Below are 24,776 nucleotides of genomic sequence, written 5' to 3' on the forward strand. Positions count from 1 at the left end.
TGGTCAGCCCTGCACCATGCGCGTGAAGGCGCCGAAATCGGCGACGGCTTCCACGCCCGCGATCAGGCCGCCCCGCACTGTCCAGACATGCAGGAAGGGCACGCGGCCCTCGCGGCCCGCGGCATCGCGCGCCTCATAGGCGCCGGAGGCGAGCAGGCGGCCGTCGGCGAGCGGCACGAAGGCTTCGACCATGATCCGCCAATGCGGGAAATGGCGCCGCAGATGCGGGAAGAAGCGCGCCTCCACCTCCGCCCGGCCGCGCCATTCCGTGCGCGGCACGGGATAGCCGGGGGAGACGCGCCAGGAGACGTCCTCCGCGAGGAGGGAGTGGTCGCCGCCTTCCATCCAGCGGCGGATCAGGGCCTCTTCCGCGGTCACGCGATCTCGAACACGGCCTCGACCTCCACCGCGGCATCGCCGGGCAGGGAGGGGACCCCGATGGTCGTGCGCGCGTGGCGTCCGGCATCGTCGAACACGGCCACCGCCATGTCGGAGGCGCCGTTCATCACCTGAGCGTGTTGGGTGAATTCCGGCACGGCGGCGATGAAGCCGCCGAGCCGCACGACGCGCGCCACCCGGTCCAGGCTGCCGAGCATGGCCTGGGCCTGGGCGAGGACGTTGATGAAGCAGAGCTGCGCGGCCTGCTGGCCGATCTCCACCTGCACCCCGGCGCCAAGCTTGCCGGTATAGGCGATCTTGCCGCCTCGCATCGGAACCTGGCCGGAGACGAAGAGGAGGTCCCCGGTGATGACGGCCGGGACGTAGTTGGCGATGGGCTTCGCCGCCTCGGGCAGCTCCACGCCGAGCTCCTTCAGGCGAGCGGCGATGCGCCCCTGCTGTGCCTGGGCCATGGCCTAGCCCACCAGCCGGAGGGCGCGGCGCCGGGTGGCGGGTGCGGGGGTGGAGGGGAGGTCGGGCAGGAGCGGCAGCTGCTGCGCGGCGGTGCCGAGGTGGTCGGCGCCGCACTCCTCCTCGGTCGGGTCCGGCAGGATGCGGCCGCCGAGATGGTCCAGCGCCAAGCGGCGGAAGGCCCAGTCGAGCACGGAGGAGGCGCGGTGGATGGCAGGGTCCCCTTCCACCGTCCCGGCGGGGCCGAAGCGGGTATAGGCGAAGGACTGCACGTATTCGTCCAGCGCCACCCCGGCCGCGAGGCCGACCGTGACCGAATGGCAGAGTGCGTCCACCATGGCCCGGAAGGCGGCGCCGTCCTTCGCGAGGGTGAGGGAGATCTCCTCCAGCCCGGCGGCGCCCTCCATGGTGCGCAGCGTCACGCGGTGGCCGCCGATGGTCACCTTCCACACGGCCCCGCGGCCATGCGCGGCATGCCCCTGGGCGGGGCGGGGCTTGGGCGCCGGGCGCGGGGCCTGGGCCGTGGCCCCGAGGGCGGCCGGCGCGGCGTGGAGCCAAGGGCGGAGCACGGCTTCCATCGCCCCCCGGGCCTCCGGGCCGCGCGGGGCGAGGAGGCGTGCGGCCTCTTCCCCGGCGCGGAGAGCCGCGCGGGTTGGCACCTCCGCAACGCCACCGTCCTGCGTCGCCATGAGGCGGGTCGGGGCGGCGGCGGGGGCCAGGCCGCCGGTCTCGGCGCCGAGCAGGCCCTCCACCGCATCGGGGGGCGAGAGGACGAGGATGGCGGCGTGGCGCAGGCCGGGGGCGCCGGCGGCGGCATCGAGCGCGGCACGCGCGGCCTCGGCCAGGCCGGGCACGGGGGTGGAGGCCGGCGGTTGCGGCCAGAGGAGGGAAACGGGCTCTCGCGCGCCGAGATCCTCGGCGAGGTCGCCCGAGGCGGCCTCCGCGGTGCCGCGGGTCAGGGCGGCGATGGCCGCGGCGACGGCATGGGCCTCGGTGGATTCGTAATCCAGGCCGAGCCCGGCGAGGAGGCCGGCGAGATCGGCGAAGCCCAGACGCAAGCGGTTGGCCTTGGCATTGCCCAGGATCTCGAGCGTCGTCACACCCAGGCGGACCGCAGCGGCGTAGCCCGTGCTGTCGAAGCCCTCCTCGTCCAGGAAGGCAGGCAGGTTCAGGACGAAGCGCGGCTCGGACTTCTGGTCATTGGCCCAGGTGCCAGCCCCCGGGGCGCCGCGGCGGGCCAGCAGCAGGGCGCGCAGCCCGGCGGCGAAGCCCTCGGCCGATTCGGGGGTGGAGAGGATGCCGAGCTTGCGGCCGCGCGCGGCGGTGCGGCGGATCCACGCCTCGGCCAGGCGCGGCAGGGCGACAGGCCCCTCGCCCGGGGCGAGTGCCGCGAGCGCCTCGGCCGCCTCGTCCTCCCAGGAGGCCGGGAGGGCGACGAGGCGCGGATCGGCATCCGGATCGGCGGCCGCGCGGGCACGGCGAAGGGCCACTCTCTCCCACACGGTGTTCCGGATCGGGCCGTCGCTGCGCGTCATGGGCCGACCATAAGCCGGCCTGCGGCGGGGGTGAAGGCGCCATGTCGTGGGTCGGCCGAGTCGCGGACACAATATCGGGTGTCTGGGGCGAATAGGGGCTGGTGGGCAGCCCTGAGGTGGGAGGGGCGGCTTTCGCGGCGGCGCGCGGCGTGCCATATGCTCCGCCTCCCCTTTCCGCCCGCATTGGCAGGAGCCCCTCCATGTCCGCCATGCAGCGCTGGCTCTCCGGCCTCACCGGCCGCAGAATCGGCACCGATTCCTCCGGCAACGTCTATTATGAGAGCCGGGGCGACTACCTGAACTACGGCCGCAAGCGCCGCTGGGTGATCTATGCCGGTGAGCCCGAGGCGAGCAGCGTGCCACCGGAATGGCATGGCTGGCTGCACCACAGCACGGCGGCCCCGCTGGACTCGAAGCGCCTGCCCTGGATGAAGGAGCACCAGCGCAACCTGACCGGCACGCCCCGCGCCTATCGCCCTAAGGGGCATGACTATGCCGGCGGGCAGCGCATGCCGACGGCGGGCGACTACGAGGCCTGGACGCCGGGCTCCTGATGCGCATCCCACTCCCGGGAGCTGGCGCGTGAAGGGACGCGGGATCGCCGAGATCGCGGCCGGGGCGGTGGTGCTGCTCGCAGCCGTCATCTTCCTGGCCTATGCCGTCACGAACTCCGGCCGCAGCGGCGGTGGGAGTGGACTGGTGCTGACCGCTCGCTTCGACCGGATCGACGGGCTGGCGGCCGGGGCGGATGTCCGGATCGCGGGGGTGAAGGTGGGCAGCGTGACGGCCCAGCGGATCGACCCCCAGACCTTCCTGGCCGTGCTGACGCTGAACGTGGATTCCGGGCTTCGCCTGCCCGATGACAGCTCGGCCGAGATCACCTCGGAGGGGCTGCTGGGCGGGAAGTATGTCGCGCTGGTGCCGGGCGGCAGCGAGCGGAACCTGACGAATGGCGGCGAGGTGAAGATTACCCAGTCCGCCGTGAGCCTGGAGGGCCTGCTGGGCCGCTTCATTTTCTCCGTCACCGAACTGGCGGGGAACAGGCAGGGCGAGGGCGCCGGCGGGAACGGCGGCAACGGACCGGGCGCGGCGTCGCCCGGCAGGGCGCGGTGAGCGGTGACGCCCTGGTCGCGCCGGAGCACTGGCTCGGCGCGGACGGGCAGCCGGTCTCCTGCCGGGAGAAGCTGAAGATGCTGGCCGAGAACCATGCCGAGGTCGCGCAGGTGCTGCGCGACGCCTTCGAGGATGCGGTGCTGATGGGAGTGGACGAGGCCGCCATGCGGCGCGTGCTGACCGACCTCGTCGCCGCCCTTCCCAGCCCGAAGCGCGCCGCATGAGGCGCGTGGCCTTCCTGATGCTGCTGGCCCTCGCGGGGCCGGCCCTGGGTCAGGTGACGAACCCGGGGACGAGCCAGGGCTCGGACCAGGGGCCACCGGCCGAGGCCGCCTGGGTGCGCAAGCGCTCTGCCCAGCTCCAGGCGCTGGACAAGGTGACGGCGCGGATCACCGTGCTGGATGCGACCGTGGACCAGCCGGTGCGCTTCGGGACGCTGACCATCACGGTGCGCGCCTGCAATGCCCGGCCGCCCGACGAGGTGCCGGATGCGGCCGCCTTCATCGAGGTGCGGGACAGCTTGGCGGAGCCGAGCGCGCCGCCTGCCTTTCGCGGCTGGATGCTGGCCAATGCGCCCGCTGCCCATATGCTCGAACATCCGGTGTACGATCTCCGGATTCTCGACTGCCGCTAGGCGTGACGGCGCGGCCTGGGGCGATGGAAGACGGGCCCAGGGGGCTGGAGGCGCGATGACCGAAACCACGGAATCCGGAGTCGCCGTTTCCGGGCCTGCCCTTCCCGGCCCGGATGCCGCCTTTTTCCTCGACCTCGACGGCACGCTGCTGGAGATCGCCGCCCGGCCGGATGCGGTGGTGGTGCCGAAGGAGCTGCCGGACCTCCTCTCCCGCCTTCGGGGAGCGCTGGGCGGGGCCGTGGCCGTGGTGACCGGGCGCGGCCTGGCCGTGGCGCGCGGCTATGCGGGGGTGCCCGACCTGCCGATCGGCGCGGAGCACGGGGCGGTGCTCGATCCGGCCCTGCCCGGGGCCATCCCGCTGCCCGTCCCGCCGCCGGAGTGGCGCCGCGCGGCCGATGAATGGGCCGCGGCACGGCCGGGGACACTGGCCGAGCACAAGACGCATGGCCTCGTGCTGCATTTCCGCCAGCGTCCGGAGGCGGAGCCAGAGGCGCTTGCGCTGCTGGCCGAGTTGATGCGCGAGGGCGACCGGGGCTTCCGCGTGGTGCCCGCCCATGCCGCGGCGGAGTTGCGCCCGGTGGGGGCGGACAAGGGGGGCGCGGTGCGGCGGCTGATGGCGATTCCGCCCTTCACCGGCCGCCGCCCCATCTTCATCGGCGACGACATCACGGATGAGGACGGGATGGCGGCTTGCGCCGAGTATGGTGGCTACGGGCTGCGGGTCCCGGACGACTTCGCGGGCCGGCCGGCCCTGGTGCGCGCCTGGCTGGGGCGCGTGGCGACCGCCGTTTCGGGGAACGGGCCGGGCTGAGCGGGCCGAGGGAGGAGGAGCGAAACCTTGCCCCTCCCCCGGCGGTTCCCTAATTGTGGCGGAATTGAGGAGGTGCCAGGAAACCGGCGGTGATTCCCTCGCGCGGGGACTGCGCCCCGGGTTCGTTCGTCACCTCGCCCGCTATCGGAGGTTAGTGCGTCGCACTCGCCTCCATGTTTGATCGGCCGGCCGGCGCTTCGCAGCGCCTCGATGGCCGTGGGGGAGGAGAGAGCGTGGGTCGCCTTGTCATCGTCTCTAACCGGGTGCCTGTTCCGAAGCGTGGGGAGCCCCCCGCGGCCGGAGGGCTCGCGGTCGCGCTGAAGGATGCCTTCAGCGGCCGCGGCGGGCTGTGGTTCGGCTGGAGCGGGACGGCGGCGGAGGAGCCGGCGGATGTGGTGCGCCATGCGCGCCGCGCCGGCGTGGACTACGCGGTGATCGACCTCTCCCAGCAAGCCTATGACGGCTTCTATGCCGGCTACGCCAATTCGGCCCTCTGGCCGATGTTCCACTTCCGCCTCGGCCTGCTCAGCTATGACCGGGACCAGGCGGAGTGCTACCGCATCGTCAACCGGCGCTATGCCGACAAGCTGATGCCGCTGCTGCGCCCAGACGATACGATCTGGGTGCATGACTACCAAATGATCCCGCTGGGGGCCGAGTTGCGCGCGCGCGGCTCGAAGCACCGGATTGGCTATTTCCATCACATCCCCTTCCCGCCCTGGGCCGTGTTCTCGGCCATGCCGGGCTCGGAGGAGCTGATCCGCGACCTGCTGGCCTATGACCTCGTCGGCGTGCAGACGCATCGGGACCTGACGGGGCTGATGGATTGCATGGCCCAGGGGACGGGCATGAAGCTGCGCGCGGGCGGAGAGGTGCGCTTCCGCGGGCGCCGCACGCTGCTGCGCAGCTTTCCCATCGCCATCGCCACGCAGGAATTCGCCGATCTGGCGGCCGAGAGCGTCAAGTCGGCGGAGTCGCAGCGCTTCGCCACGAGCCTCGTCGGGCGGTCTCTGGTGATCGGTGCCGAGCGGCTGGACTATACCAAGGGCCTGCCCGAGCGGCTGCGGGCCTTCGGCGCGCTGCTGGAGCGCTTCCCCGAGCATCGGGGCCGCGTGACCTACTTGCAGGTGGCCGCGCGCTCCCGCGAGGATGTCGAGAGCTACAAGGACCTCAAGCGCGAGATCGAGACGCTCGCGGGCCGCATCAACGGCGACTACTCGGATGCGGACTGGACGCCGGTGCGTTACGTCGGGCGCGCGCTGCCGCGCGGCACGCTGGCCGGCTACTACCGCATGGCGCAGGTGGGGCTGGTGACGCCGCTGCGGGACGGGATGAACCTTGTGGCGAAGGAATATGTCGCGGCGCAGGACCCGGAGAATCCGGGCGTGCTGGTGCTCTCGCGCTTCGCCGGCGCTGCGGAGAGCATGCCCGAGGCCCTGCTGGTGAATCCGCTTGATGCGGTGGGCATGGCGGAAGCGATGAACACCGCGCTGACCATGCCGCTGGACGAGCGGCGGGACCGCCATGCGGCGATCTTCCGGCGCCTGCGCGAGAACAGCGTGGAGAGCTGGGCGAAGAGCTTTCTCGCCGTGCTGGAGGGGAAGGACGGCGCCGAGGCGGCACCCTCGCGCGCCGCCGCCCTCTCGGTGTTTCAGCCGCGGGTGATCTCGCGCAGCGCCTCCACCTCTTCCGACAGGGCTTCGGGTGAGAGGGAGGGGAGCCAGGTGGCCTCGCTGCCGATCGCCTGGACCAGGCGCGCGCGGTAGTCGGCCTGGGGGATCTCCTGCGCCCCGAAGCGGGCGAGGTGATCGTTCAGGAACTGCGTGTCCAGCAGGGTGAAGCCGCCGCGCCGGAGCCGGGCGACGAGATGGACGAGCGCCACCTTCGAGGCGTCGTCCGCGCGGGCGAACATGCTCTCCCCGAAGAAGGCCGCGCCGATGCGGATGCCGTAGAGGCCACCGACCAGCGCGCCCCCCTCCCGCACCTCGATGGAATGGGCGTGGCCCATGCGGTGCAGCGCGTTGAACAGCTCCTCGATCTCGCCGTTGATCCAGCTGTCCTCACGCCCCGGTGCCGGCGCGGCGCATCCGGCGAGGACGCCGGGGAAATCCGTATCCCCCGTCACGTCAAAACGGCCGGACAGCACCGTTCGGCGGAGGCGGCGCGGAAGGTGGAAGCCGTCGAGTGGGATGATCCCGCGCATCTTCGGGTCCAGCCAGTAAAGCCGCCCGGAGCCCCGGCCCTCGGCCATCGGGAACAGGCCGGCGCGATAGGCCCGGAGGACGAGATCGGGGGTGATCGCCAGAGCGCGGCGGCTCATCGGGTGAGCCGGGGCGCAAACGGAGGCTGGTCCGGGCGGTGCCGCATGGCCCGAGGATAGGTGCATTCCCGGCGGGGCGCCATGAGGCAGCCTGCCTTGGAGAAGGGCTCCGCCCTTCACCCGCCAAGGGCCTGAGGCCCTTGGAACCCCATCTGACTGCCGTGGATGCCCCGGACCGGTGGGGTTTCTGGATGCGGGCGGTTTTCCTGCCGCCGCAGTCGCCTCGGGTCCATGACCCGAGGCGCACCGCCAGTCCGGCGACTCCAAACTTCTAAAAGAAGATGATGGTGAGGGGTCCGGGGAGATGAAGAATTCCTTCTTCCTCTCCCCGGGACAGACCGTCAGATCAGAACTGGGCGAGGCGGTATCAGCCGCCCGGCGTGTGGCGCGCGACGAAGCGCTCGAGCCAGTGGATGGTGTAGTCGCCGTCCTGGAACTCCGGATCGTCCATGATGATCTGGTGCAGCGGGATGGTCGTGCGGATGCCGTCCACCACCATTTCCGTCAGCGCGCGGCGGCAGCGGGCGATCGCTTCAGCCCGGGTGTGGCCGTGCACGATGAGCTTGGCGACGAGGCTGTCGTAATGCGGCGGCACGGCATAGCCGGCATAGAGCGCGCTATCCACGCGCACGCCCAGGCCGCCGGGGGCGTGGTAGGCGGTGACGCGGCCCGGGCTGGGGGCGAAGGTCACGGGATCCTCGGCCGTGATGCGGCATTCAATCGCATGGCCGCTGAAGCGGATGTCCTTCTGCTCATAGCCGAGCGGCTCGCCCGCGGCGACGCGGATCTGTTCCTTCACCAGATCCACGTTGCAGACGAGTTCCGTCACCGGGTGCTCTACCTGCAGGCGGGTGTTCATCTCGATGAAGGCGAACTGCTCGTCCTGGTAGAGGAATTCGAGCGTGCCGGCGCCGCGGTAGCCCAGCTGCTTCAGCGCCTGGGTCACCGTCTCGCCCAGCGCGTCGCGCGCGGCGGCGGTGAGGACGGGGCTTCCCGCCTCCTCCACCAGCTTCTGGTGGCGGCGCTGGAGGGAGCAGTCGCGCTCGCCGAAATGCACCACGTTCCCGTGGGTGTCGGCCATGACCTGCATCTCGATATGCCGGGGGCGATCGAGATACTTCTCCATGTAGACGCTGTCGTCACCGAAGGCGGCTTTCGCCTCCGTGCGGGCGACGCGCCAGGCCTCCTCCAGCTCATCCTCGTTATGCGCGACCTTCATGCCGCGCCCGCCGCCGCCGGCGGCGGCCTTGATGAGGACGGGGTACTTGATCCCCGCTGCGATCTCGCGCGCCTCATCCAGCGTGGCCAACGCGCCGGGCGAGCCGGGGACAAGCGGCACGCCGAGGCGGCGCATCGCGTCCTTGGCGGCGATCTTGTCGCCCATGATGCGGATGTGCTCGGCCGTCGGGCCGATGAAGGCCAGGCCATGGGCCTCCACCATCTCGGCGAAGCGGGCGTTCTCGGAGAGGAAGCCGTAGCCGGGATGGATGGCTTCCGCGCCGGTGATGGTGGCGGCGGAGAGGATGGCCGCGACGTTCAGGTAGGAATCGCGCGCGAGCGGCGGGCCGATGCAGACGGATTCGTCGGCGAGGCGCACATGCATCGCCGTGTCGTCGGCCGTGGAATGCACCGCCACCGTGCGGATGCCCATTTCCTGGCAGGCGCGGTGGATGCGGAGCGCGATCTCGCCCCGGTTGGCGATCAGGATCTTGTTGAAGGCGGGCACGCGCGGACTACTCGATGACCAGCAGGGGCTCGCCGAACTCGACCGGCATGCCGCTCTCGACCAGGATGCGGGTGACGGTGCCGGCCTTGGGGGCCTTGATCTGGTTGAAGGTCTTCATCGCCTCGATCAGCAGGACCGTCTGGCCCTGGGCGACCTTGGAGCCGAGATTCACGAAGGGCGCGGCGCCGGGTTCCGGCGAAAGGTAGGCGACGCCGACCATGGGCGAGGCGACGACGCCCGGGGTGGCGGCGGTGACCTCGTCGCTCATCGGCGCGGCCGCGGGCGCGGCGGCGGCCGGGGCGGCGGCGGGCGCCGCGGCCATGGGTGCGGGCGCCGCCGCATGCACCACCTGCTGGACCGGCGCGGTGCGGGCCACGCGGATGCGGCTCTCGTTCTCAACCAGCTCGATCTCGGTGAGATCGGTTTCGCGAAGGATCTTGGCCAGGGCGCGGATCGCGTCCGGGTCGAAGGAAAGGCCGCTCATGCCGTGTCGTCCTGACCGATGATGCCGGCGATCGCGCGCAGCGCCAGGGCATAGCCCCCGACGCCCAGCCCGCAGATCACGCCCACCGCCGCGCGGGAGACGTAGGAGAGATGCCGGAAGGCCTCCCGCCGGTGGATGTTGGTGATATGGACCTCGACCACCGGCAGGTCCACCGCCAGCAGCGCATCCATTAGGGCGATGGAGGTGTGGGAGTAGCCTGCGGGGTTGATGATGATGCCAGCCGCGTTGCCGCGGGCCTCCTGGATCCAGGAGATCAGCTCGCCTTCCAGGTTGGTCTGGCGGAAGTCGATGGCCAGTCCCAGCTCCTCCGCCGCCTCGGCGCAGAGGGCCTCGACGTCGTCGAGCGTCGCGGTGCCGTATTTCTCCGGCTCGCGCGTGCCCAGCATGTTGAGGTTGGGGCCGTTCAGGACGACGATCAGCGGGGGTTCCAAGGCTCTGGTTCCGGTCCTCCCCGAGAGTCCGGGGTTCTGGCGGGGCGGGCTAGCATGCATGCAAGCCCGCAGGCAAACGCCAGGCCTCGCCGGGCGGCCGGGCCGTCATGGCAGGGTTCACCGAGGCGCCCCTTCAAGCCGGGGTTCGGGCGTGCCACATCCGGCAGGCCATGCCCGGACCCATCGACATCACCGTGAACGGCGAGGCCAGGAGCCTTCCCGCCCCCCTCCCCCTCTCGGATTTCCTGGCCGGGGCGGGTCTCGACACGCGCAAAGTGGCGGTGGAGCGGAACGAGGAGATCGTCCCGCGCTCCGCCTACGCCACGACGCTGCTCCAGCCGGGTGACCAGCTGGAGATCGTGCATTTCATCGGGGGAGGCTGAGGCCATGGACGGCGTGACGACAATGGGCGACGACTCCTGGGAGGTGGCGGGACGCAGCTTCCGCTCCCGCCTCGTGGTCGGGACCGGGCGGTACAAGAGCCTGGAGGAGACGGCCGCCGCGATCGAGGCCTCGGGCGCCGAGATGGTGACGGTGGCGGTGCGGCGGGTGAACCTTTCGGACCCGGCAGCACCGATGCTGCAGGATTTCGTGCCGCCGGACCGCTACACCTATCTCCCCAACACGGCGGGGTGCCACACGGCCAAGGACGCCGTGCGCACGCTGCGCCTGGCCCGCGAGGCCGGGGGCTGGAACCTGGTGAAGCTGGAGGTGCTGGGCCCGCCCCCGTTCCTCTACCCGGACATGCCCGCGACCTTCGAGGCGGCGGAAGCCCTCATCAAGGACGGCTTCCAGGTGATGGTCTACTGCGCCGACGACCCGCTGGCGGCGAAGCGGCTGGAGGAGATGGGCTGCGTGGCGGTGATGCCGCTGGGCGCGCCGATCGGCTCAGGCCTCGGCCTCTCTAACCCCTTCATGCTCCGCTCCATCATCGAGAACGCGGGGGTTCCGGTGCTGGTGGATGCCGGGATCGGCACCGCGAGCGAGGCGGCCCAGGCGATGGAACTGGGCTGCGACGCGGTGCTGCTGAACTCCGCCATCGCCCATGCCAAGGACCCCGTGCGGATGGCGCGCGCCATGAAGGCAGGGGTCGAGGCCGGGCGGCACGCCCATCTCGCCGGGCGGATGCCGCGGAACTATGCCGCCGATGCTTCCAGCCCGATGGCGGGGCTGATCCGGTAGCGAACGGGTCAGCTCCGCCTGCGGGGGTGGGGATCTCGTTTTGGGGTGTTGGTTCGTCCCGGGGAGAGGAAGAAGGAATTCTTCCTCTCCCCGGACCCCTCACCATCATCTTTTTCTAGAAGTTTGGAATCACGGGGCTGACGGTGCGCCTCGGGTCGATGCCCCGAGGCGACTGCAACGGCAGGGACAGCACCTTCAGCCAGAGACCCCTTTGATCCGGGGTATCCACGGCAGTCAAACGGGGTTCCAAGGGTCTCAGGCCCTTGGCGGGTTGAGGGCGGAGCCCTCAACGGAAAGCCCTCCCGCCGCGCGAGTTACAATTCCTCAGTCCTGCCAATAGGGCGGCACGTATTCCAGCTCCTCGTCGCTGTCCGTGCTGAGGCGGGTGGCGCAGAGGATGTCCAGGAGCGTGACGCCGGCGACCGCGGCGAGGGCGAGCTTCACGTTGGCCCTTTCGCGCCGGCCGAAGGACGGGGTGCCGAGGAGGGTGGCGATGTCGAGCGCGTCGCCTCCGACGCGGGCCCAGAGGAGGGGTGCGGAGGTCGGGCTGGCCAGGATGGCGACGCCATTCGCCACCTCCCGCACGCCATAGCCGCGGATGAGCTTCGCGCGGCCGGACATGCCCAGCTTCCGCGCGAGGGTGCGGCCTCCGAAGATCTCCATCAGCCCGAGGCCGATGCTGAACCAGCCGAGAAATCGGGCCAGGCGTATGACATGCATGGGGCGAGCCTTCCTGCAGAGCCTTGCGGTCCTGTCGAAACGCAGGGCGCGGCGAATGGCTGTGCAGGAAATCGCCCGGGCGGCTCAGGCGGCGTGTGGGCGAAGCGCCGCCGCCACCTCGGCCATGAGGGGGCGGGAGGCGGGGTCCGGCGCCGTGCAGGCATCGTGCAGGGCCTGCAGGTCGGCGGGCGGCTCGCGGCAATGCTCGAGCAGCTCGTCGAGGAGGATGCCCCAGGCACGGGTCTCGACGCGCTGAAGCGCGCGGCCGGCCGTGCCTTCCGGCAGGAAGGAGGCGGCGCCGAAGTCGCTCAGGACGGCATGGCCCCGCTCCCCGTCCCACAGGGTGTTGTGGGCGTAGAGATCGCCATGGAGCAGGCCGCGGCCGTGGAGATGCGCCGCGGCCGCGGCGATTCCATGGGCCAGGCGCAGGACGGTTCCGGGCTCCAGGCGCAGCGCGGGATCGTAGACGTCGCGGGTGCAGCTCTCCGGGCCGGGCGGGGCGGCGAGCACTCGCCAGCCCTCCGGCAGCAGGGGCATGGCCAGCCCTTCCAGCCCCTCGGGATGGCCGGTCAGGCGGCCCAGTGCGCCGGTCAGGTTGGGATGCTCCCCGGCGGCGAGGCAGGCGGCCATCTCGCGCTCGGGCAGGCCGTCGCTCGTCATGGCGCCCTTGAAGAGCTTGAGGGCCACGGGGCGGCCCTTCCACAGCGCCCGGTGGACACGGCCCGAGGCCCCCTCCCCCAGCATCACGCCGGATTCGAGGCAGGCCCAGGGAATTGCAGGGGCCGGGGGCGCCGGGGCCCGGTCCAGCGGATTGCCGGCCCAGGCAAGCCAGGCGAGGCGCGGGAGGTCCGGCAGCCAGGGGGGCAGCTCCTCGAACCGGTTCGCCGAGAGGCGGAGGAGTTCGAGCGCCGGGGCCTCTTCCAGGCTCGCCGGCAGGCTTCGCAGCCGGTTTCCGGCCAGCATGAGCTTCTGCAGGGCGGGGCGCTGGCCGAGGGTCGGGGGCAGTTCCCCGATCCGGTTGTCGGTCAGGGTGAGCCAGCGGAGGGCGGGCGGCAGGGATTCGGGCGGGATTTCGCGGAGGCCACAACCGCGGAAGCCGATCTGGGCCAGGGCGGGCAGGTCGCCCAGCACGGGCGGCAGATGCTCGAAGGGGGTGCCGGAGCAGAAAAGGATGCGGAGGCGGCGCAGCCGGGCGAAGCCGGGAGGCAGCGTGGCCAGGGCGTTGCGGCCGAGATCCAGCACCTCCAGCGTATCGGCCAGGCCAAGGATTTCAGGCGGAAGTTCCTTGAGGCCCAGGCCGGAGAGGTCCAGGGCGCGGGCGCCCGTCAGCTCCCCACGGCGCAGGGCCTGGAGGATGGCGGCGGTCACGCCTGGGGGCCGGGGCGGGTCATGGGCGGCGGATAGGAGGCGGGGGGCGCGGCGCGCAAGCCCCGCGGGGTCAATGCGCCGCCCCGCCCCCTCCCCCCGGCCGGGGTGCCCGCACGAAGATCACCAGCGGCACCGCGAGGGCGAAGAGGGCGCCGATGACCACCAGCACGTCGTTATAGGCGAGGATCAGCGCTTCCCGCGTGATCATGGCGGAGACACGGGCCAGGGCGGCGTGGTCGGCGGCCTCGCCGAGGCGGCCGGAGAGTGCGGAGGCCATGCTGTCGATCGTCTGGCTGACACCGGGGCGCGCCCAGTTGGTCGCCTCCGCCAGGTGCAGGCGGTGGGCGGCCGAGCGGTCGACCACCAGGGTGTTGATCATGGCGAGACCGACGGCGCCGCCGAGATTGCGCATGAGGTTGAACAGGCCGGCGGCGTTCTTGATCTTGGAGGCGGGCAATGTGCCGAGCGCGACCTGGTTCACCGGCACCATGGCGAACATGGTGCCGATGCCGCGCAGGGAGAGCGGGAGCCAGAGCTCGGCGAAGGAGGATTGCGCGGTCAGGCGCGAGGTCATCCACATGGCCAAAGCGGTGGTGGCGAGGCCGAAGGCGAGCAGGATGCGGAGATCGAGCACGCGCGTGAGCCGGCCGACCACGGGTGCGGCGAGGAACATGGCGAGGCCGGTGACGAACATGGTCTCGCCGATCTGGAGCGAGTTGTAGCCGCGGATGCGCCCGAGGAAGAGCGGCACGAGATAGACCGCGCCGTAGAGGCCGATGCCGATGAGGAAGGCGAAGACGCTGCCGAAGGCGAAGTTGGCGTTGCCGAAGGCGCGCAGCTCCACAATCGGCTCCTGCCGTGTGAAGGCGCGCCAGAAGAAGGCGACGGCGCCGAGCGCGCAGATCACGGCGAAGGTCGCGATGGTGGGGTCGTCGAGCCAGTCCCAGTTCGGGCCTTCCTCCATCACGTATTCCAGGCTGCCGAGGAAGACGGCCATGGCGATGAGGCCCCACCAGTCGAAGCGGCGGAAGAGGCGCGGGTCGCCCTGATCGATGTCCATCGTGCTCCAGACGACGATCGCGATGAAGATTCCGATGGGGACGTTGATGAGGAAGAGCCAGTGCCAGGAGAGGCTTTCCGTGAGGTAGCCGCCGAGCGTCGGGCCGATGGTGGGAGCGAGGGTGGCAGTAAGGCCGATGAGGACGGACACGCCCGCGCTGCGCGGCCCCTTGAAGAGGATGTAGGCCGTGGCGAAGACGGTCGGGATCATCGCGCCACCGAGGAAGCCCTGCATGGCGCGCGCCAGGATCATCACCGGCAGCGAGCTGGCGGTGGCGCAGAGCAGCGAGAAGACGGTGAAGCCGGCCGCGGAGATGGTGAAGAGAACGCGGGTGGAGAGCAGGCGCGAGAGGAAGCCCGAGAGCGGGATCATGACGATCTCCGCGATCAGGTAGGAGGTCTGCACCCAGGAGGCCTCGTCCGGGCTGGCGGCGAGGCCGGCCTGGATGTCGCTGATGCTGGCCGAGACGATCTGGATGTCCAGGATCGCCATGAACATGCCGAGCACCATCGTAATGAAGCCGAGGAAGTGCTTCGTCGAGACGCCGCCGATCCCGGCCTGGGGGGCGGCGGGCGCGGCGGGGCCGGCGGTAGTGGCGGACATCGGGGACCGGACCTTGGGTGGGGCCTTAGGTGGACCTGGGGCGGGCCTCAGCGGCCGCGGATCATCGCGGCGGCGGCGCCGAACAGGCTGCGGGGGCCGTGGGGATCGTCGCGCGTATCCACCTCGGCCTCGACTGACAGGCCGGGGCGGAGATGGGCGACGGCCTGGCCGGGATCGACGGCGATGCGGACCGGCACGCGCTGGACGATCTTGGTGAAGTTGCCGGTCGCGTTCTCCGGCGGCAGCAGGGAGAACTGGGCGCCGGTGGCGGGGGCGAGGCTCTGGACCACGCCGTGCAGGGTGCCGCCGGCATCGACCGACAGCTCCACCGGCTGGCCCTCGCGGATGCGGCGGAGCTGCGTCTCCTTGAAGTTCGCGGTGACATAGAGCCGGTCCGCCGTGGGGGAGACAGCGATGAGGTTCTGGCCGGCGCGCACGTGCTGGCCGAGCTGGGCCGCGCGGTTGCCGGCGATGCCGGCATAGGGGGCGCGGATCACCGTGTGGTCCAGGTCGGATTCGGCCAGCGCCAGCGCGGCCCGGGCGGCGTCGCGGCGCGCGGAGGCGGAGCGGGACTGGGCTTCCAGGACCGGGATGGCGCCGCGGGCCGATTCGAGCCCGGCCTGGGCCGCGGTGAGGGCGGCTTCGGCCTTGCGGCGGTTCGCCACGGTGCGATCCACCGCCTCACGCGTGCCGTAGCCGCCCTGGGCCAGGGTGCCGGCGCGGCCAGCATCCGCCACCGCGCGCACGCGCTCGGCCTCGGCTTCCGCGATCTGGGCCTCGGCGGAGGCGACCTGGGCGCGGGCCTGGCCGATCTGGGCCGCAAGGGTGCCGATATTCGCCTCGGCCTCGGCCAGTGCCGCGGCCGCCTGGTCGCGGCGGGCCTGCCAATCCTGGCGGTCCAGCTCGATCAGCGGCTGCCCCGCCTCCACCGGCTGGTTGTCGGCCACGAGGATGCGGACGACGTCGCCCTCGATCCGGGAGGAGAGGACGGCGATGTCGCCGCCGACATGGGCGTTGTCGGTGGATTCCATGAAGCGGCCGACCTGCCAGTACCAGGTGCCCCCCGCGGCGCCGCCGGCCAGGACCAGGAGGGCGATGAGGGGCAGGACCCGGCGGAAGCGGGAGCGGCGGGGCTGGGCGGGGGCTGCGCTGGTGCGCGTCTCGGATTCGGGAATGGCGGAGGTCCGGGCGTTCATGATTCGACTGAACCGTTCAGTTCAGTCGCTAGATGGGCAAGGTACCGCGAGTTGTCGATGGAAAACTGGACGGTTCAGTATCAAATGTGCTGGCACCCCTCCCCCCTCTCTCTCCGGAGTTTCGCACGATCTTGTCCCTTGCCCTCGCCCCTGCCGCAGACCTCTCGCCCAAGCGCGCCGCCATCCTTTCCGCGGGTGCGCGCCTGTTCATGGGGGTGGGCTATGCCAGCGTCTCCATGGATGCGGTGGCCCGCGAGGCGGGCGTCTCCAAGGCGACGGTCTATGCGCATTTCTCCGGCAAGGACGCCCTGTTCGCGGCCATCGTCGGGGATCGCTGCGCCGCCATCGCGGCCCAGGCGGAGGAGCTCGCCTCCCATGCGCCTTCCGCCCACGGCGCGCTGCGGGAGTTGGGGCGACTCTGGATGCGGTTCCTGCTGCACCCGGACAGCATGGCGATCCACAGGACGGTAATTGCTGAATGCACCCGCTTCCCCGACTTGGCACGGGCCTTCTACGAAGCCGGGCCGGCGCGTGGGCGCGCCTGGCTGATACGCCGAATGATGGAGGAGCAGCGCCAGGGGCGGTTGCGGGCCGATGCCGATCCGGCTGTGGCGGCCGACCATCTGCTGGGGCTGCTGCGGGGCGAGTTGTACCTGCGGACGGTGCTGGGTGGCCCCCCGCCGGAGAACGCGGCGATCGATGCCGTGGTGGACCAGGCGGTGGAGGTGTTCCTGCGCGCCTACGGGGCGCCGGCGACGCTTTCCGCGCCGGAAACCGGCCGGTAGGCGGGCTGTTCGGCCCCTGTTTCGGCGGGTCTGCCTTGCGTTCCTCCGGGAGCTTTCCGGCCCTTTCCTGAACTCACGAAAAAAATCGGGCCCCTGGGTCCAGATGGGTCTTGCACCCCGGGGGCGAGGGGGCTATCTGCCCCCCCAGACGCAGTACGCACGTGCCTCTGGCCCGCAAGGTTACGCAACGACGTCAAGCGTTCTGGCAACCCCCGGGGGCGCAATCCGCCGGGCTCTCACTTTGGTCGCTGGTTCGTTCGACCGTTCGTCAACCTGAGCAGGGTCGCTCCGCCTGAAGCGGACGCCTTGCCGCCTCGTATGGGGAGGGTGGTGCGATGACCCCGAAGATCGCGCAGTTCCTGGCCGATGTGCAGCCGGCGACGCCGTGCCTTGTGCTTGACGTTGATCGCGTCGAGCAGAACTACAGGCGCCTGCAATCCGCCCTGCCGCTGGCCCGTATCTACTACGCCGTGAAGGCGAATCCGGCGCCCCAGATCCTGGAGCGGCTGGTGGGCCTCGGCTCCAGCTTCGACGCGGCCTCCTGGGAGGAGGTGTCGGCGGCGCTGGATGCCGGCGCGGCGGCGGAGCGTATTTCCTACGGCAACACCGTGAAGAAGGAGAGCGCCATCCGTGCCGCCTATGAGCGCGGCGTGCGGATGTTCGCCTTCGACTCCGAGGGTGAGCTGGAGAAGCTGGCGCGCTCCGCGCCGGGCAGCCGCGTCTATTGCCGCATCCTCGTGGGCAATGACGGCGCCGAGTGGCCGCTGTCGCGCAAGTTCGGCTGCGAGGTCGAGATGGCGCGCGAGCTGATGGTGAAGGCGGGCGAGATGGGGCTGGACCCCTTCGGCCTCTCCTTCCATGTCGGCAGCCAGCAGACCAACACGGCGGCCTATGAGGCGGCGATCGCGAAGGTCGCCATGCTCTTCACCGACCTCAAGGAGGCGGGGGTGAAGGTGCGCATGGTGAACCTGGGCGGCGGCTATCCCGTGCGCTACCGCTCGGAGGTGCCGGAGATCGACGCCTTCGGCGATGCCATCATGGGCGCCATGGCGAAGCACTTCGGCAATGCCCTGCCGGACATCGTAGTGGAGCCCGGGCGCTTCATCGCGGGCGATGCGGCGGTGGTCTCGGCCGAGGTGGTGCTCGTCTCGCGCAAGGCGAAGGACGATCCGGTGCGCTGGGTATACCTGGACATCGGGCGCTTCGGCGGGCTGGCGGAGACGGAGGGGGAGGCGATTAAGTATGCCTTCCGCACCCCTCACGACGGCACGGAGGAGGGGCCAGTGACGATCGCGGGGCCGACCTGCGACAGCACCGACACCCTTTATGAGAAGTCGAACTACCGGCTGCCAGCCAAGCTCCAGTCCGGCGACCGGATCGAGATCCTGGCGACGGGGGCCTATGTGACCACCTATGCCAGCCAGGCCTTCAACGGCTTCAAGCCGCTGGCCGAGCACTACATCTGACTCAAAAGGGGCGCCGCAAGGCGCCCCTTTCTCTTATCGGCGCCTTCATCCCACGCCCGATAGAATCGGTCTTCCCAACGCGACTCAGTATGGATTCTGCTTCCGTACTGATGACGCGTGGGTAATAATGCGACAAAAGACCGGGGGCTGGCGTGGCGGAGTTCTGGGCTGATTGGGGGGCGGCAGCCTATCTGCTGGCCGCGCTCTGGGCCTTCTTCGAAGGCGAGACCTTCGTGCTGGCCGCCTCGGCGATCGGCGCGATGACGGGGGCGGTCGATCCCTGGATCCTCATGGGCTCGGTCTGGATCGGCTCCTTCCTTGGGGACCAGACCTGGTTCACGCTGGGGCGGCGCTATGGGCCGCGCATCATGAAGCGCTACCCGAAGGCCGAGGCGAAGATGGCGAGCGCGACCGCCATGCTGCTGCAATACGGCACGCTTTTCGTCCTCACCTTCCGGTTCCTCTATGGCATCCGCAACGTGGCGGCCGCGGCCTGCGGGCTGGCGGGCATGGGGCGGCTGCGCTTCGCGGCCCTGAACTTCATCGCGGCCGGGGTCTGGGCCGGCAGCTTCGTCGCCGCCGGCTGGTATCTGGGCGCGCTGATCGGGCCGGAGCGGCTTTTCCATGCCATTGCGGGCGGGGCGCTGCTGGTCCTGGCGGTCCTTCTCTTCCGCCGCTTCTATCGTCGCCGTCGTCAGGCCCGGACGGTGCCGGTTCTCTAGCCTGTCCGGGCCCCGCGGGCTGCAGCGCCCGCTGGGATCGGCGCCGCCCTTGGGCGGCGCCTCCCCTCCCCGGCTCCCTCCGGGATATCCAACTCCGCCGATCTTTCCGGCCACTAAGCTGACGGACCGAACGGATTCGTGCTCCTGGCCGATTCCAGCCTTCGTCAATCCGCTCTAGGCTGCGGCCATGGACGAGATCGACCGTAACATCCTGATCGCCGTGCAGCAGGACGGCGCCGCGGGACTCTCGGAGCTGTCCAAGGTCGCTGGCCTCTCCGTCTCCGCCACGGCGGAACGCGTGAAGCGGCTGGAGGAGCGTGGCACCATCCGGGGCTGGCACGCGGCCCTGGACCCGGCAGCGGTGGGATGCGCCCTGCTGGCCTTCGTCATGGTCGGGCTTCGCCCCGGGCGCGATGACGGCGCCTTCCGCAAGGCAATGCGCCGGGCGGGGGCGGTGCTGGAATGCCACGCCGTGAGCGGCCCCTGGGACTACATGCTCAAGCTGCGCCTGCCGGACCTGGCTGCGCTGGAACGCTTTGTGGCGGACGAGATCCGCGGGCAATCCGGCGTGGAGCGGACGGAGGTTGTGGTGGCCCTTTCCTCGGCGAAGGAAACGATGATCCTTCCCGTGGCAGAGGCCGACGAGGAATAGAAAGGGCGGGGCGGCCGGAGCCGCCCCGCCCTACTGTCGGCCTACGGAGGCAGGCGGCGCCCCGGTTTTCCGGGGCGCCGGCCCGGTCAGGCCGCCGGCGTGGCGCCCTGGGCGACCGTGCGCTCGTCGGCGCGCGCGTCGTAGGCGAGCCCGCGCTTCAGCGCCCAGATGTTCACCAACTGGAAGAGCGGGATGAAGGCCAGGTCGTCCATGGCCATCTTCACGCCCTGCTGCAGCAGCCTCTCCCGCTCGGCATTGTCGAGGGTGGAGGTGGCGCGCTCGGTCAGCGCGTCCAGCTCCGGGTTGGAGTAGCGGCCGTTGTTGTTGGCCCCGAGGCGCTTCGCCGGGTCATAAGTCGCGGTGATGTTGACGAGGGTGTAGGAGGCCTCGCCCGTCACGCTGCCCCAACCGACCAGGCGGATGGCGAATTCCTGCCGGTTGTTGCGGACCGAGAAGGTGGTCCAGGGCAGGGCATCCACCTGGGTCTGCACGCCGATGCGCTGCCACATCTGGGCGACGGCCTGAATGGTGCGGGCGTCGTTGGGGTAGCGGTCGTTCGGGCCATGCAGCGTGAGCTTGAAGCCCTGAGGATAGCCGGCCTCGGCCAGAAGGGCCTTCGCCTGATCCGGATTGAAGGGATCGGGCTTCACCTCGGGGTTGTAGGAGTAGGTGCCCGGGGGCAGCCACTGGCCGGTCGGCGCGGCCGTGCCCTCCATCACCTGGCGGCACAGCGCCTCGCGGTTGATGGCCAGCGAGAGGGCACGGCGGACGCGCAGGTCGTTGAAGGGGTTCTTCGGCAGGGGCTGGCCGGCATTGTCGGTCACGAACGGGACGTTGCCTTCGCGCGAGCGGTCGGGGACCAGGTAGATCACGCGCACGCCCTGGATCTCGGCCAGCGTCACGCGGTTGTCGCGGCGCAGGCGGGCGAGGTCGCTGGTGGGAACTTGGTCGATTAGGTCCACGTCGCCGGCCAGCAGGGCGGCGGTGCGGGCGCTGTCATTGCCGATGAAGCGGTAGGAGACGCGGGACCAGGGCTGCTTGGGGCCGAACCAGGCGTCGTTGCGGACCAGCTCGGTCCGGTCGCCGGGGGCGTAGGAGGCGAGCTTGTAGGGGCCGGTGCCGATGGCGGCCTTGCCCGAGTTGTAGTCCTCGGTGCTGGCGCCCTGGCCGGCATGCTTGGAGACCACGGCGACCGAGGCGAGGTCGGTCGGCAGCAGGGGAGAGGCGGCGGCGGTGTGGAAGCGGACCGTCAGGGGGTCCACCACCTCGGTGCGGCGGATGGTGCGGACGAAGCCGCCGAAGCCGCCCGGCGAGTTCGGGACATTGGGCGCGCGCTCGATGGTGAAGGCGACGTCCTCGGCGGTGAAGTCGCGGCCGTCATGCCACTTCACGCCCGGGCGAAGCTTGAACTCCCACACCGTTTCGGCGACCGGCGTCCAGCTCAGGGCGAGGCCGGGGATAAGGCGGGTCTGGGCGTCGCGCTCCACCAGCCGGTCGAAGATGTGCATCGACAGGCTGTTGTTCGGAGACGCGTTGTAGAAGTGCGGATCGAGCGAGGTGACGGAGCCGCCGATTCCGATGGTCAGCGGGCGCCCGGCCGGCGCGGGGGTGGTCTGGGCCTCGGCGACGGCAGGGGCGAGGCCGCCGGTGATCGCCGCCATGGCGGCCGGGGCCGACACGAAGAGGCGGCGGGTGATGGACGCTGTCACTTGAAGCTCTCCCTTTTGTAATCTCAACTTCGCGCAACCTAGCGGGAGGAGGTTCGGACTGCTAGAAGGCGGTTGGGACGGCGCCATCGGAACATCCGGGGGACTGAATGAAGAAGATGAAGTCGGCGGCCGTTGCGGCCGCCTTTTCGGCATTGCTGGCGCCGGGCGCCGTCGGGGCGCAGACCCTGAATCTCGCCGTGGGGGCGCCGGTCACCTCGCTCGACCCGCATTACCACGCGCTTTCGCCCAACTACGCCGTGGCGGACATGCTGTTCGACAGCCTGACCGCCTTCGACTCCCAGGCGCGGGTCCAGTCCCGTCTGGCCCTGAGCTGGCAGCCGGTGGCCGAGAACGTCTGGGAGTTCAAGCTCCGCCCCGGGATCAAGTTCCATAACGGGAACGACTTCACGGCCGAGGACGTGGCCTTCACCATCGCCCGCGTGCCGACGGTCCCGAACAGCCCCTCCTCCTATGGCATCTACACCCGCGCGATCCAGCGGGTTGAGGTGGTGGACCCGCTGACGGTCCGCTTCCACACCAATGGCGCCTACCCGCTCCTGCCGGTGGACCTCGCGCAGATCCAGATGCTGGACAGCGAGACCCATGCCAACCCGCTGACCGAGGAGTTCAACTCCGGCAAGCTGGCGATCGGCACGGGTCCCTTCCGGGTGACGAGCCACCGCCAGGGCGAGCGGATCGAGTATGCGCGCAACGACGCCTATTTCGGCGACCGGCCGCACTGGCAGCGCGTGAACTACCGCATGATCACCAATGACGCGGCGCGCACGGCGGCGCTGCTCTCGGGCGATGTGGATTTCATCGACCAGGTGCCGACCAGCGACATCGCGAAGCTGCGCGGCGACCAGCGGGTGCAGCTGAGCGAGGCGGACGGGCTGCGGCTCATCTTCCTGGCGCTGGACCATTCGCGCGAGACCTCCTCGCCCTTCACCACCGACAATGACGGCAAGCCGCTGGAGCGCAACCCGCTACGCGACGTGCGCGTGCGGCGCGCCCTGTCCATGGCGATCGACCGGCAGGCGATCACGGACCGGGTGATGGAGGGGGCCTCCCTCCCCTCCACCCAGCTGCTGCCGCCGACCGCCTTCGGTGCCCTGCCGGACCGTCGCGTGGGGCGGGCGGATGCGGATGCGGCCAAGCGGCTTCTGGCCGAGGCGGGGTATCCGCAGGGCTTCCGCATCACGCTGCACGGGCCGAACGACCGCTACATGAACGATGCCCGGATCATCCAGGCGATCGGGCAGATGTGGACGCGCATCGGGGTGCGCACGGCCGTGGAGGGGCAGCCCTGGGCGACCTTCGTGGCGCGCGCGGGCCGGCAGGAGCTCTCCGCCATGCTGGTGGGCTGGGGCACCTCCTCCGGCGAGCCGACCAGCCCGCTGCGGTCGCTGCTGGCGACCTACAACACGCAGCGTGGCTGGGGCGGCTCCAACCGTGGGCGCTATAGCAATCCGGCGATGGACGCGAAGCTGGATGAGGCGCTGCGCACGCTGGACGACGCCCGGCGCGAGGCGCTGCTGCGGGAGGCGACGACCCTCGCCATGGATGATGTCGGGATCATTCCCATCCACATCCAGAAGAATATCTGGGCGATGCGCCGCGGGCTGCAGCATGAGGCGCGCGCCGACGAGCTGACGCGGGCGCAGGACATCCGGCCGGCGCCGTAGTGGCGGCCGCGGGTCTTTCGCATCCGGGGCCCGGGAAGCCGGGCCCCGTCTTTCGGGACGAGATCATTCGAAACGAGGCGGGAGTGGGCTGATGAGGAAGCTGGTGCTGGCTGCCACGGCGGCCGTTGCTGCGATTGTCGCCGGTCAGGTTCAGGCGCAGAGCCTGACGATGGCGGTGGGCGCGCCCATCACCTCGCTGGACCCGCATTACCACCAGCTCTCGCCCAACAACGCCGTCGCCGACATGACCTTCGACCGGCTGGTCAACACGGACGGCAAGTCTCAGCAGATTCCGGGGCTGGCGACGGAGTGGCGGGCCATTGCCCCGACCACCTGGGAGTTCAAGCTGCGGCCGGATGTGCGCTTCCACAACGGCAATGCCTTCACGGCCGAGGATGTGGCCTTCACCATCGCCCGCCTGCCGAACGTGCCGAACAGCCCGACCTCCTTCGGCATCTATTCGCGGCCGATCGCGCGGGTGGAGATCGTGGACCCGCTGACCATCCGGTTCCACACGCACCAGCCCTATCCGTTGCTGCCGCTCGACATGACCAATGTGCGCATCCTGGACAAGGAGACGCATGAGAACGCGACCACCGAGGATTTCAACGCCGTCCGGGCCGCGGTGGGAACGGGTCCCTTCCGCGTGGTGTCGCACCGGAATGGCGACCGGATCGAGTTCGCGCGGAACGACGCCTATTGGGGCCCCAAGCCGGCCTTCCAGCGCGTGAACTACCGCATGATCACCAATGACGCCTCCCGCACGGCGGCGCTGCTGGCGGGCGATGTGGACTTCATCGACCAGGTGCCGACGACCGACCTGGCGAATCTGCGGCGGGACTCCCGGATCGCGCTGAGCGAGGTGGTGGGGACGCGGCTGATCTTCCTGGGCCTGGACCATCTCCGGGCCGCGAACGAGAACTCGCCTTTCGTCACCGACAATGACGGGCGGCCGCTGGGGCGGAACCCGCTGAAGGATGTGCGGGTGCGTCGGGCGCTCTCCATGGCGATCGACCGCGGGACGGTGACCGAGCGGCTGATGGAAGGGGCGGCGACGCCCGCCGGCCAGTTCCTGCCGCCGGGGGTGACCGGCCATGTCCAGGGCATCGAGGCCCCTGCCTATGATCCCGAGGGCGCGAAGCGGCTGCTGGCCGAGGCGGGCTACCCCAACGGCTTCCGGATCCAGCTGAACGGGCCGAATGACCGCTACATCAATGATGGGCGGATCATCCAGGCCGTGGGGCAGATGTGGACCCGTATCGGGGTGCGCACGGCCGTGGAGGGGCAGACCTGGGCGGTCTTCGTCGGCCGGGCGGGCAAGGCGGAGTTCTCCTCTCATCTGATCGGGTGGGGCTCCAATCCGGACGGTTCCCACCCGCTCCGCAACATCCTGGCGACGGTGAATGCCGAGCGGGGCTGGGGCGCCTCCAACCGCGGCCGCTATTCCAACCCGGAGGTGGACCGGCTGCTGCTGGCCTCCCTGACGGAGCTGGACGAGCCGAAGCGCCAGGGCCTGGTAGGCGATGCGCTGCGGACGGCGCTGGAGGATGTGGCGGTCATCCCGATCCACATCCAGACGAATATCTGGGCGATGCGGCGCGGCCTGGCGCATGACGCGCGTATCGATGAAGCGACCCGGGCGCAGGATGTGCGCCCGGCCCAGCCATGACGGGGATGGCCGCTGCCATGCCCCAGGGGTTTGAG

Annotated in this window: 26 protein-coding genes; 14 read left to right on the top strand and 12 right to left on the bottom strand. The window is 70.6% G+C overall.

Annotated features, from left to right (window positions below; genetic code table 11):
• Nucleotides 1-3: 3 nt before the first annotated feature.
• From BUB97_RS14175 to BUB97_RS14185, 3 genes are read right to left on the bottom strand one after another with little or no spacing between them, the layout of a single operon-like run.
• Entirely contained in the window at nucleotides 4-378 is a 375-nt protein-coding gene (locus tag BUB97_RS14175; RefSeq protein WP_073135843.1) for a nuclear transport factor 2 family protein, read from the bottom strand.
• On the bottom strand, nucleotides 375-851 hold the full coding sequence (locus BUB97_RS14180; protein WP_073135845.1) for a RidA family protein: 477 nt from the start codon (nucleotides 849-851) through the stop codon (nucleotides 375-377). Before BUB97_RS14180 ends, BUB97_RS14175 begins: the two co-directional genes overlap by 4 nt.
• Nucleotides 852-854: 3 nt before the next feature.
• A complete protein-coding gene (locus BUB97_RS14185) occupies nucleotides 855-2,384 on the bottom strand; it encodes a TSCPD domain-containing protein (protein WP_139281348.1) in 1,530 nt (509 codons plus the stop codon).
• A gap of 200 nt (nucleotides 2,385-2,584) precedes the next feature.
• Here BUB97_RS14185 and BUB97_RS14190 point away from each other — a divergent pair, with 200 nt between their 5' ends.
• From BUB97_RS14190 to BUB97_RS14215, 6 genes are all read left to right on the top strand, one after another.
• Nucleotides 2,585-2,938: an NADH:ubiquinone oxidoreductase subunit NDUFA12 gene (locus tag BUB97_RS14190; RefSeq protein ID WP_073135849.1), complete on the top strand. Its 354-nt coding sequence runs from the start codon at nucleotides 2,585-2,587 to the stop codon at nucleotides 2,936-2,938.
• A gap of 28 nt (nucleotides 2,939-2,966) precedes the next feature.
• A complete protein-coding gene (gene mlaD, locus BUB97_RS14195; RefSeq protein WP_073135851.1) occupies nucleotides 2,967-3,497 on the top strand; it encodes an outer membrane lipid asymmetry maintenance protein MlaD in 531 nt (176 codons plus the stop codon).
• Nucleotides 3,494-3,721, top strand: a complete 228-nt coding sequence (locus tag BUB97_RS14200) for a hypothetical protein (protein ID WP_073135853.1) — start codon at nucleotides 3,494-3,496, stop codon at nucleotides 3,719-3,721. The genes mlaD and BUB97_RS14200 overlap by 4 nt, the downstream gene beginning before the upstream one ends.
• On the top strand, nucleotides 3,718-4,131 hold the full coding sequence (locus tag BUB97_RS14205) for a DUF2155 domain-containing protein (RefSeq protein ID WP_073135855.1): 414 nt from the start codon (nucleotides 3,718-3,720) through the stop codon (nucleotides 4,129-4,131). The genes BUB97_RS14200 and BUB97_RS14205 overlap by 4 nt, the downstream gene beginning before the upstream one ends.
• 55 nt (nucleotides 4,132-4,186) lie before the next feature.
• A complete protein-coding gene (gene otsB, locus BUB97_RS14210) occupies nucleotides 4,187-4,942 on the top strand; it encodes a trehalose-phosphatase (RefSeq protein ID WP_073135857.1) in 756 nt (251 codons plus the stop codon).
• A 233-nt stretch (nucleotides 4,943-5,175) separates the two neighbouring features.
• Nucleotides 5,176-6,708, top strand: a complete 1,533-nt coding sequence (locus tag BUB97_RS14215; protein ID WP_245818308.1) for an alpha,alpha-trehalose-phosphate synthase (UDP-forming) — start codon at nucleotides 5,176-5,178, stop codon at nucleotides 6,706-6,708.
• Here the strand turns inward: BUB97_RS14215 and aat are convergent.
• From aat to aroQ, 4 genes are all read right to left on the bottom strand, one after another.
• Nucleotides 6,594-7,262, bottom strand: a complete 669-nt coding sequence (gene aat, locus BUB97_RS14220; protein WP_073135861.1) for a leucyl/phenylalanyl-tRNA--protein transferase — start codon at nucleotides 7,260-7,262, stop codon at nucleotides 6,594-6,596. The two genes, BUB97_RS14215 and aat, sit on opposite strands and share 115 nt — an antisense overlap.
• A 367-nt stretch (nucleotides 7,263-7,629) precedes the next feature.
• Nucleotides 7,630-8,988: an acetyl-CoA carboxylase biotin carboxylase subunit gene (accC, locus tag BUB97_RS14225; protein WP_073135862.1), complete on the bottom strand. Its 1,359-nt coding sequence runs from the start codon at nucleotides 8,986-8,988 to the stop codon at nucleotides 7,630-7,632.
• 7 nt (nucleotides 8,989-8,995) lie between these two features.
• The gene (accB, locus tag BUB97_RS14230) at nucleotides 8,996-9,472 is read right to left on the bottom strand and encodes an acetyl-CoA carboxylase biotin carboxyl carrier protein (protein WP_073135863.1); all 477 of its coding nucleotides are present in this window, start codon (nucleotides 9,470-9,472) and stop codon (nucleotides 8,996-8,998) included.
• Nucleotides 9,469-9,924, bottom strand: coding sequence for a type II 3-dehydroquinate dehydratase (aroQ, locus tag BUB97_RS14235; RefSeq protein ID WP_073135864.1), 456 nt, complete (start codon nucleotides 9,922-9,924; stop codon nucleotides 9,469-9,471). The genes accB and aroQ overlap by 4 nt, the downstream gene beginning before the upstream one ends.
• A gap of 170 nt (nucleotides 9,925-10,094) precedes the next feature.
• Here aroQ and thiS point away from each other — a divergent pair, with 170 nt between their 5' ends.
• Entirely contained in the window at nucleotides 10,095-10,307 is a 213-nt protein-coding gene (thiS, locus tag BUB97_RS14240) for a sulfur carrier protein ThiS (protein ID WP_086062209.1), read from the top strand.
• Nucleotides 10,308-10,311: 4 nt separating this feature from the next.
• The gene (locus tag BUB97_RS14245) at nucleotides 10,312-11,106 is read left to right on the top strand and encodes a thiazole synthase (RefSeq protein ID WP_073135866.1); all 795 of its coding nucleotides are present in this window, start codon (nucleotides 10,312-10,314) and stop codon (nucleotides 11,104-11,106) included.
• A 324-nt stretch (nucleotides 11,107-11,430) separates the two neighbouring features.
• Here BUB97_RS14245 and BUB97_RS14250 read toward each other — a convergent pair whose 3' ends face one another.
• From BUB97_RS14250 to BUB97_RS14265, 4 genes are all read right to left on the bottom strand, one after another.
• The gene (locus BUB97_RS14250; protein WP_073135867.1) at nucleotides 11,431-11,826 is read right to left on the bottom strand and encodes a hypothetical protein; all 396 of its coding nucleotides are present in this window, start codon (nucleotides 11,824-11,826) and stop codon (nucleotides 11,431-11,433) included.
• A gap of 84 nt (nucleotides 11,827-11,910) precedes the next feature.
• Entirely contained in the window at nucleotides 11,911-13,194 is a 1,284-nt protein-coding gene (locus tag BUB97_RS14255) for a leucine-rich repeat-containing protein kinase family protein (RefSeq protein ID WP_073135868.1), read from the bottom strand.
• 70 nt (nucleotides 13,195-13,264) lie between these two features.
• Nucleotides 13,265-14,857, bottom strand: a complete 1,593-nt coding sequence (locus tag BUB97_RS14260; RefSeq protein WP_073135869.1) for a DHA2 family efflux MFS transporter permease subunit — start codon at nucleotides 14,855-14,857, stop codon at nucleotides 13,265-13,267.
• A gap of 47 nt (nucleotides 14,858-14,904) precedes the next feature.
• Nucleotides 14,905-16,053, bottom strand: coding sequence for an HlyD family secretion protein (locus tag BUB97_RS14265; protein ID WP_073135871.1), 1,149 nt, complete (start codon nucleotides 16,051-16,053; stop codon nucleotides 14,905-14,907).
• A gap of 131 nt (nucleotides 16,054-16,184) precedes the next feature.
• Between BUB97_RS14265 and BUB97_RS14270 the strand changes: the two genes are divergently transcribed.
• From BUB97_RS14270 to BUB97_RS14285, 4 genes are all read left to right on the top strand, one after another.
• A complete protein-coding gene (locus BUB97_RS14270; protein WP_073135872.1) occupies nucleotides 16,185-16,838 on the top strand; it encodes a TetR/AcrR family transcriptional regulator in 654 nt (217 codons plus the stop codon).
• A gap of 335 nt (nucleotides 16,839-17,173) precedes the next feature.
• Nucleotides 17,174-18,304 (top strand): type III PLP-dependent enzyme, encoded by a 1,131-nt coding sequence (locus BUB97_RS14275; protein WP_073135873.1) that lies wholly within the window; start codon nucleotides 17,174-17,176, stop codon nucleotides 18,302-18,304.
• Between the two features lie 152 nt (nucleotides 18,305-18,456).
• Complete coding sequence (locus tag BUB97_RS14280) at nucleotides 18,457-19,026, top strand: DedA family protein (RefSeq protein WP_073135875.1); 570 nt, start codon at nucleotides 18,457-18,459, stop codon at nucleotides 19,024-19,026.
• 187 nt (nucleotides 19,027-19,213) lie between these two features.
• On the top strand, nucleotides 19,214-19,678 hold the full coding sequence (locus BUB97_RS14285) for an Lrp/AsnC family transcriptional regulator (protein ID WP_073135877.1): 465 nt from the start codon (nucleotides 19,214-19,216) through the stop codon (nucleotides 19,676-19,678).
• 86 nt (nucleotides 19,679-19,764) lie between these two features.
• Here BUB97_RS14285 and BUB97_RS14290 read toward each other — a convergent pair whose 3' ends face one another.
• A complete protein-coding gene (locus tag BUB97_RS14290) occupies nucleotides 19,765-21,387 on the bottom strand; it encodes an ABC transporter substrate-binding protein (RefSeq protein ID WP_338141783.1) in 1,623 nt (540 codons plus the stop codon).
• 107 nt (nucleotides 21,388-21,494) lie between these two features.
• On the opposite strand from BUB97_RS14290, the gene BUB97_RS14295 reads away from it, so the two are divergent.
• Both BUB97_RS14295 and BUB97_RS14300 read left to right on the top strand, forming a co-directional pair.
• Nucleotides 21,495-23,072, top strand: a complete 1,578-nt coding sequence (locus tag BUB97_RS14295; protein ID WP_073135879.1) for an ABC transporter substrate-binding protein — start codon at nucleotides 21,495-21,497, stop codon at nucleotides 23,070-23,072.
• Nucleotides 23,073-23,163: 91 nt separating this feature from the next.
• On the top strand, nucleotides 23,164-24,741 hold the full coding sequence (locus BUB97_RS14300) for an ABC transporter substrate-binding protein (protein WP_073135880.1): 1,578 nt from the start codon (nucleotides 23,164-23,166) through the stop codon (nucleotides 24,739-24,741).
• Nucleotides 24,742-24,776: the final 35 nt, after the last annotated feature.

Origin of the sequence: Muricoccus roseus (genome assembly GCF_900141905.1) — a bacterium.
GTDB lineage: Bacteria > Pseudomonadota > Alphaproteobacteria > Acetobacterales > Acetobacteraceae > Roseomonas > Roseomonas rosea.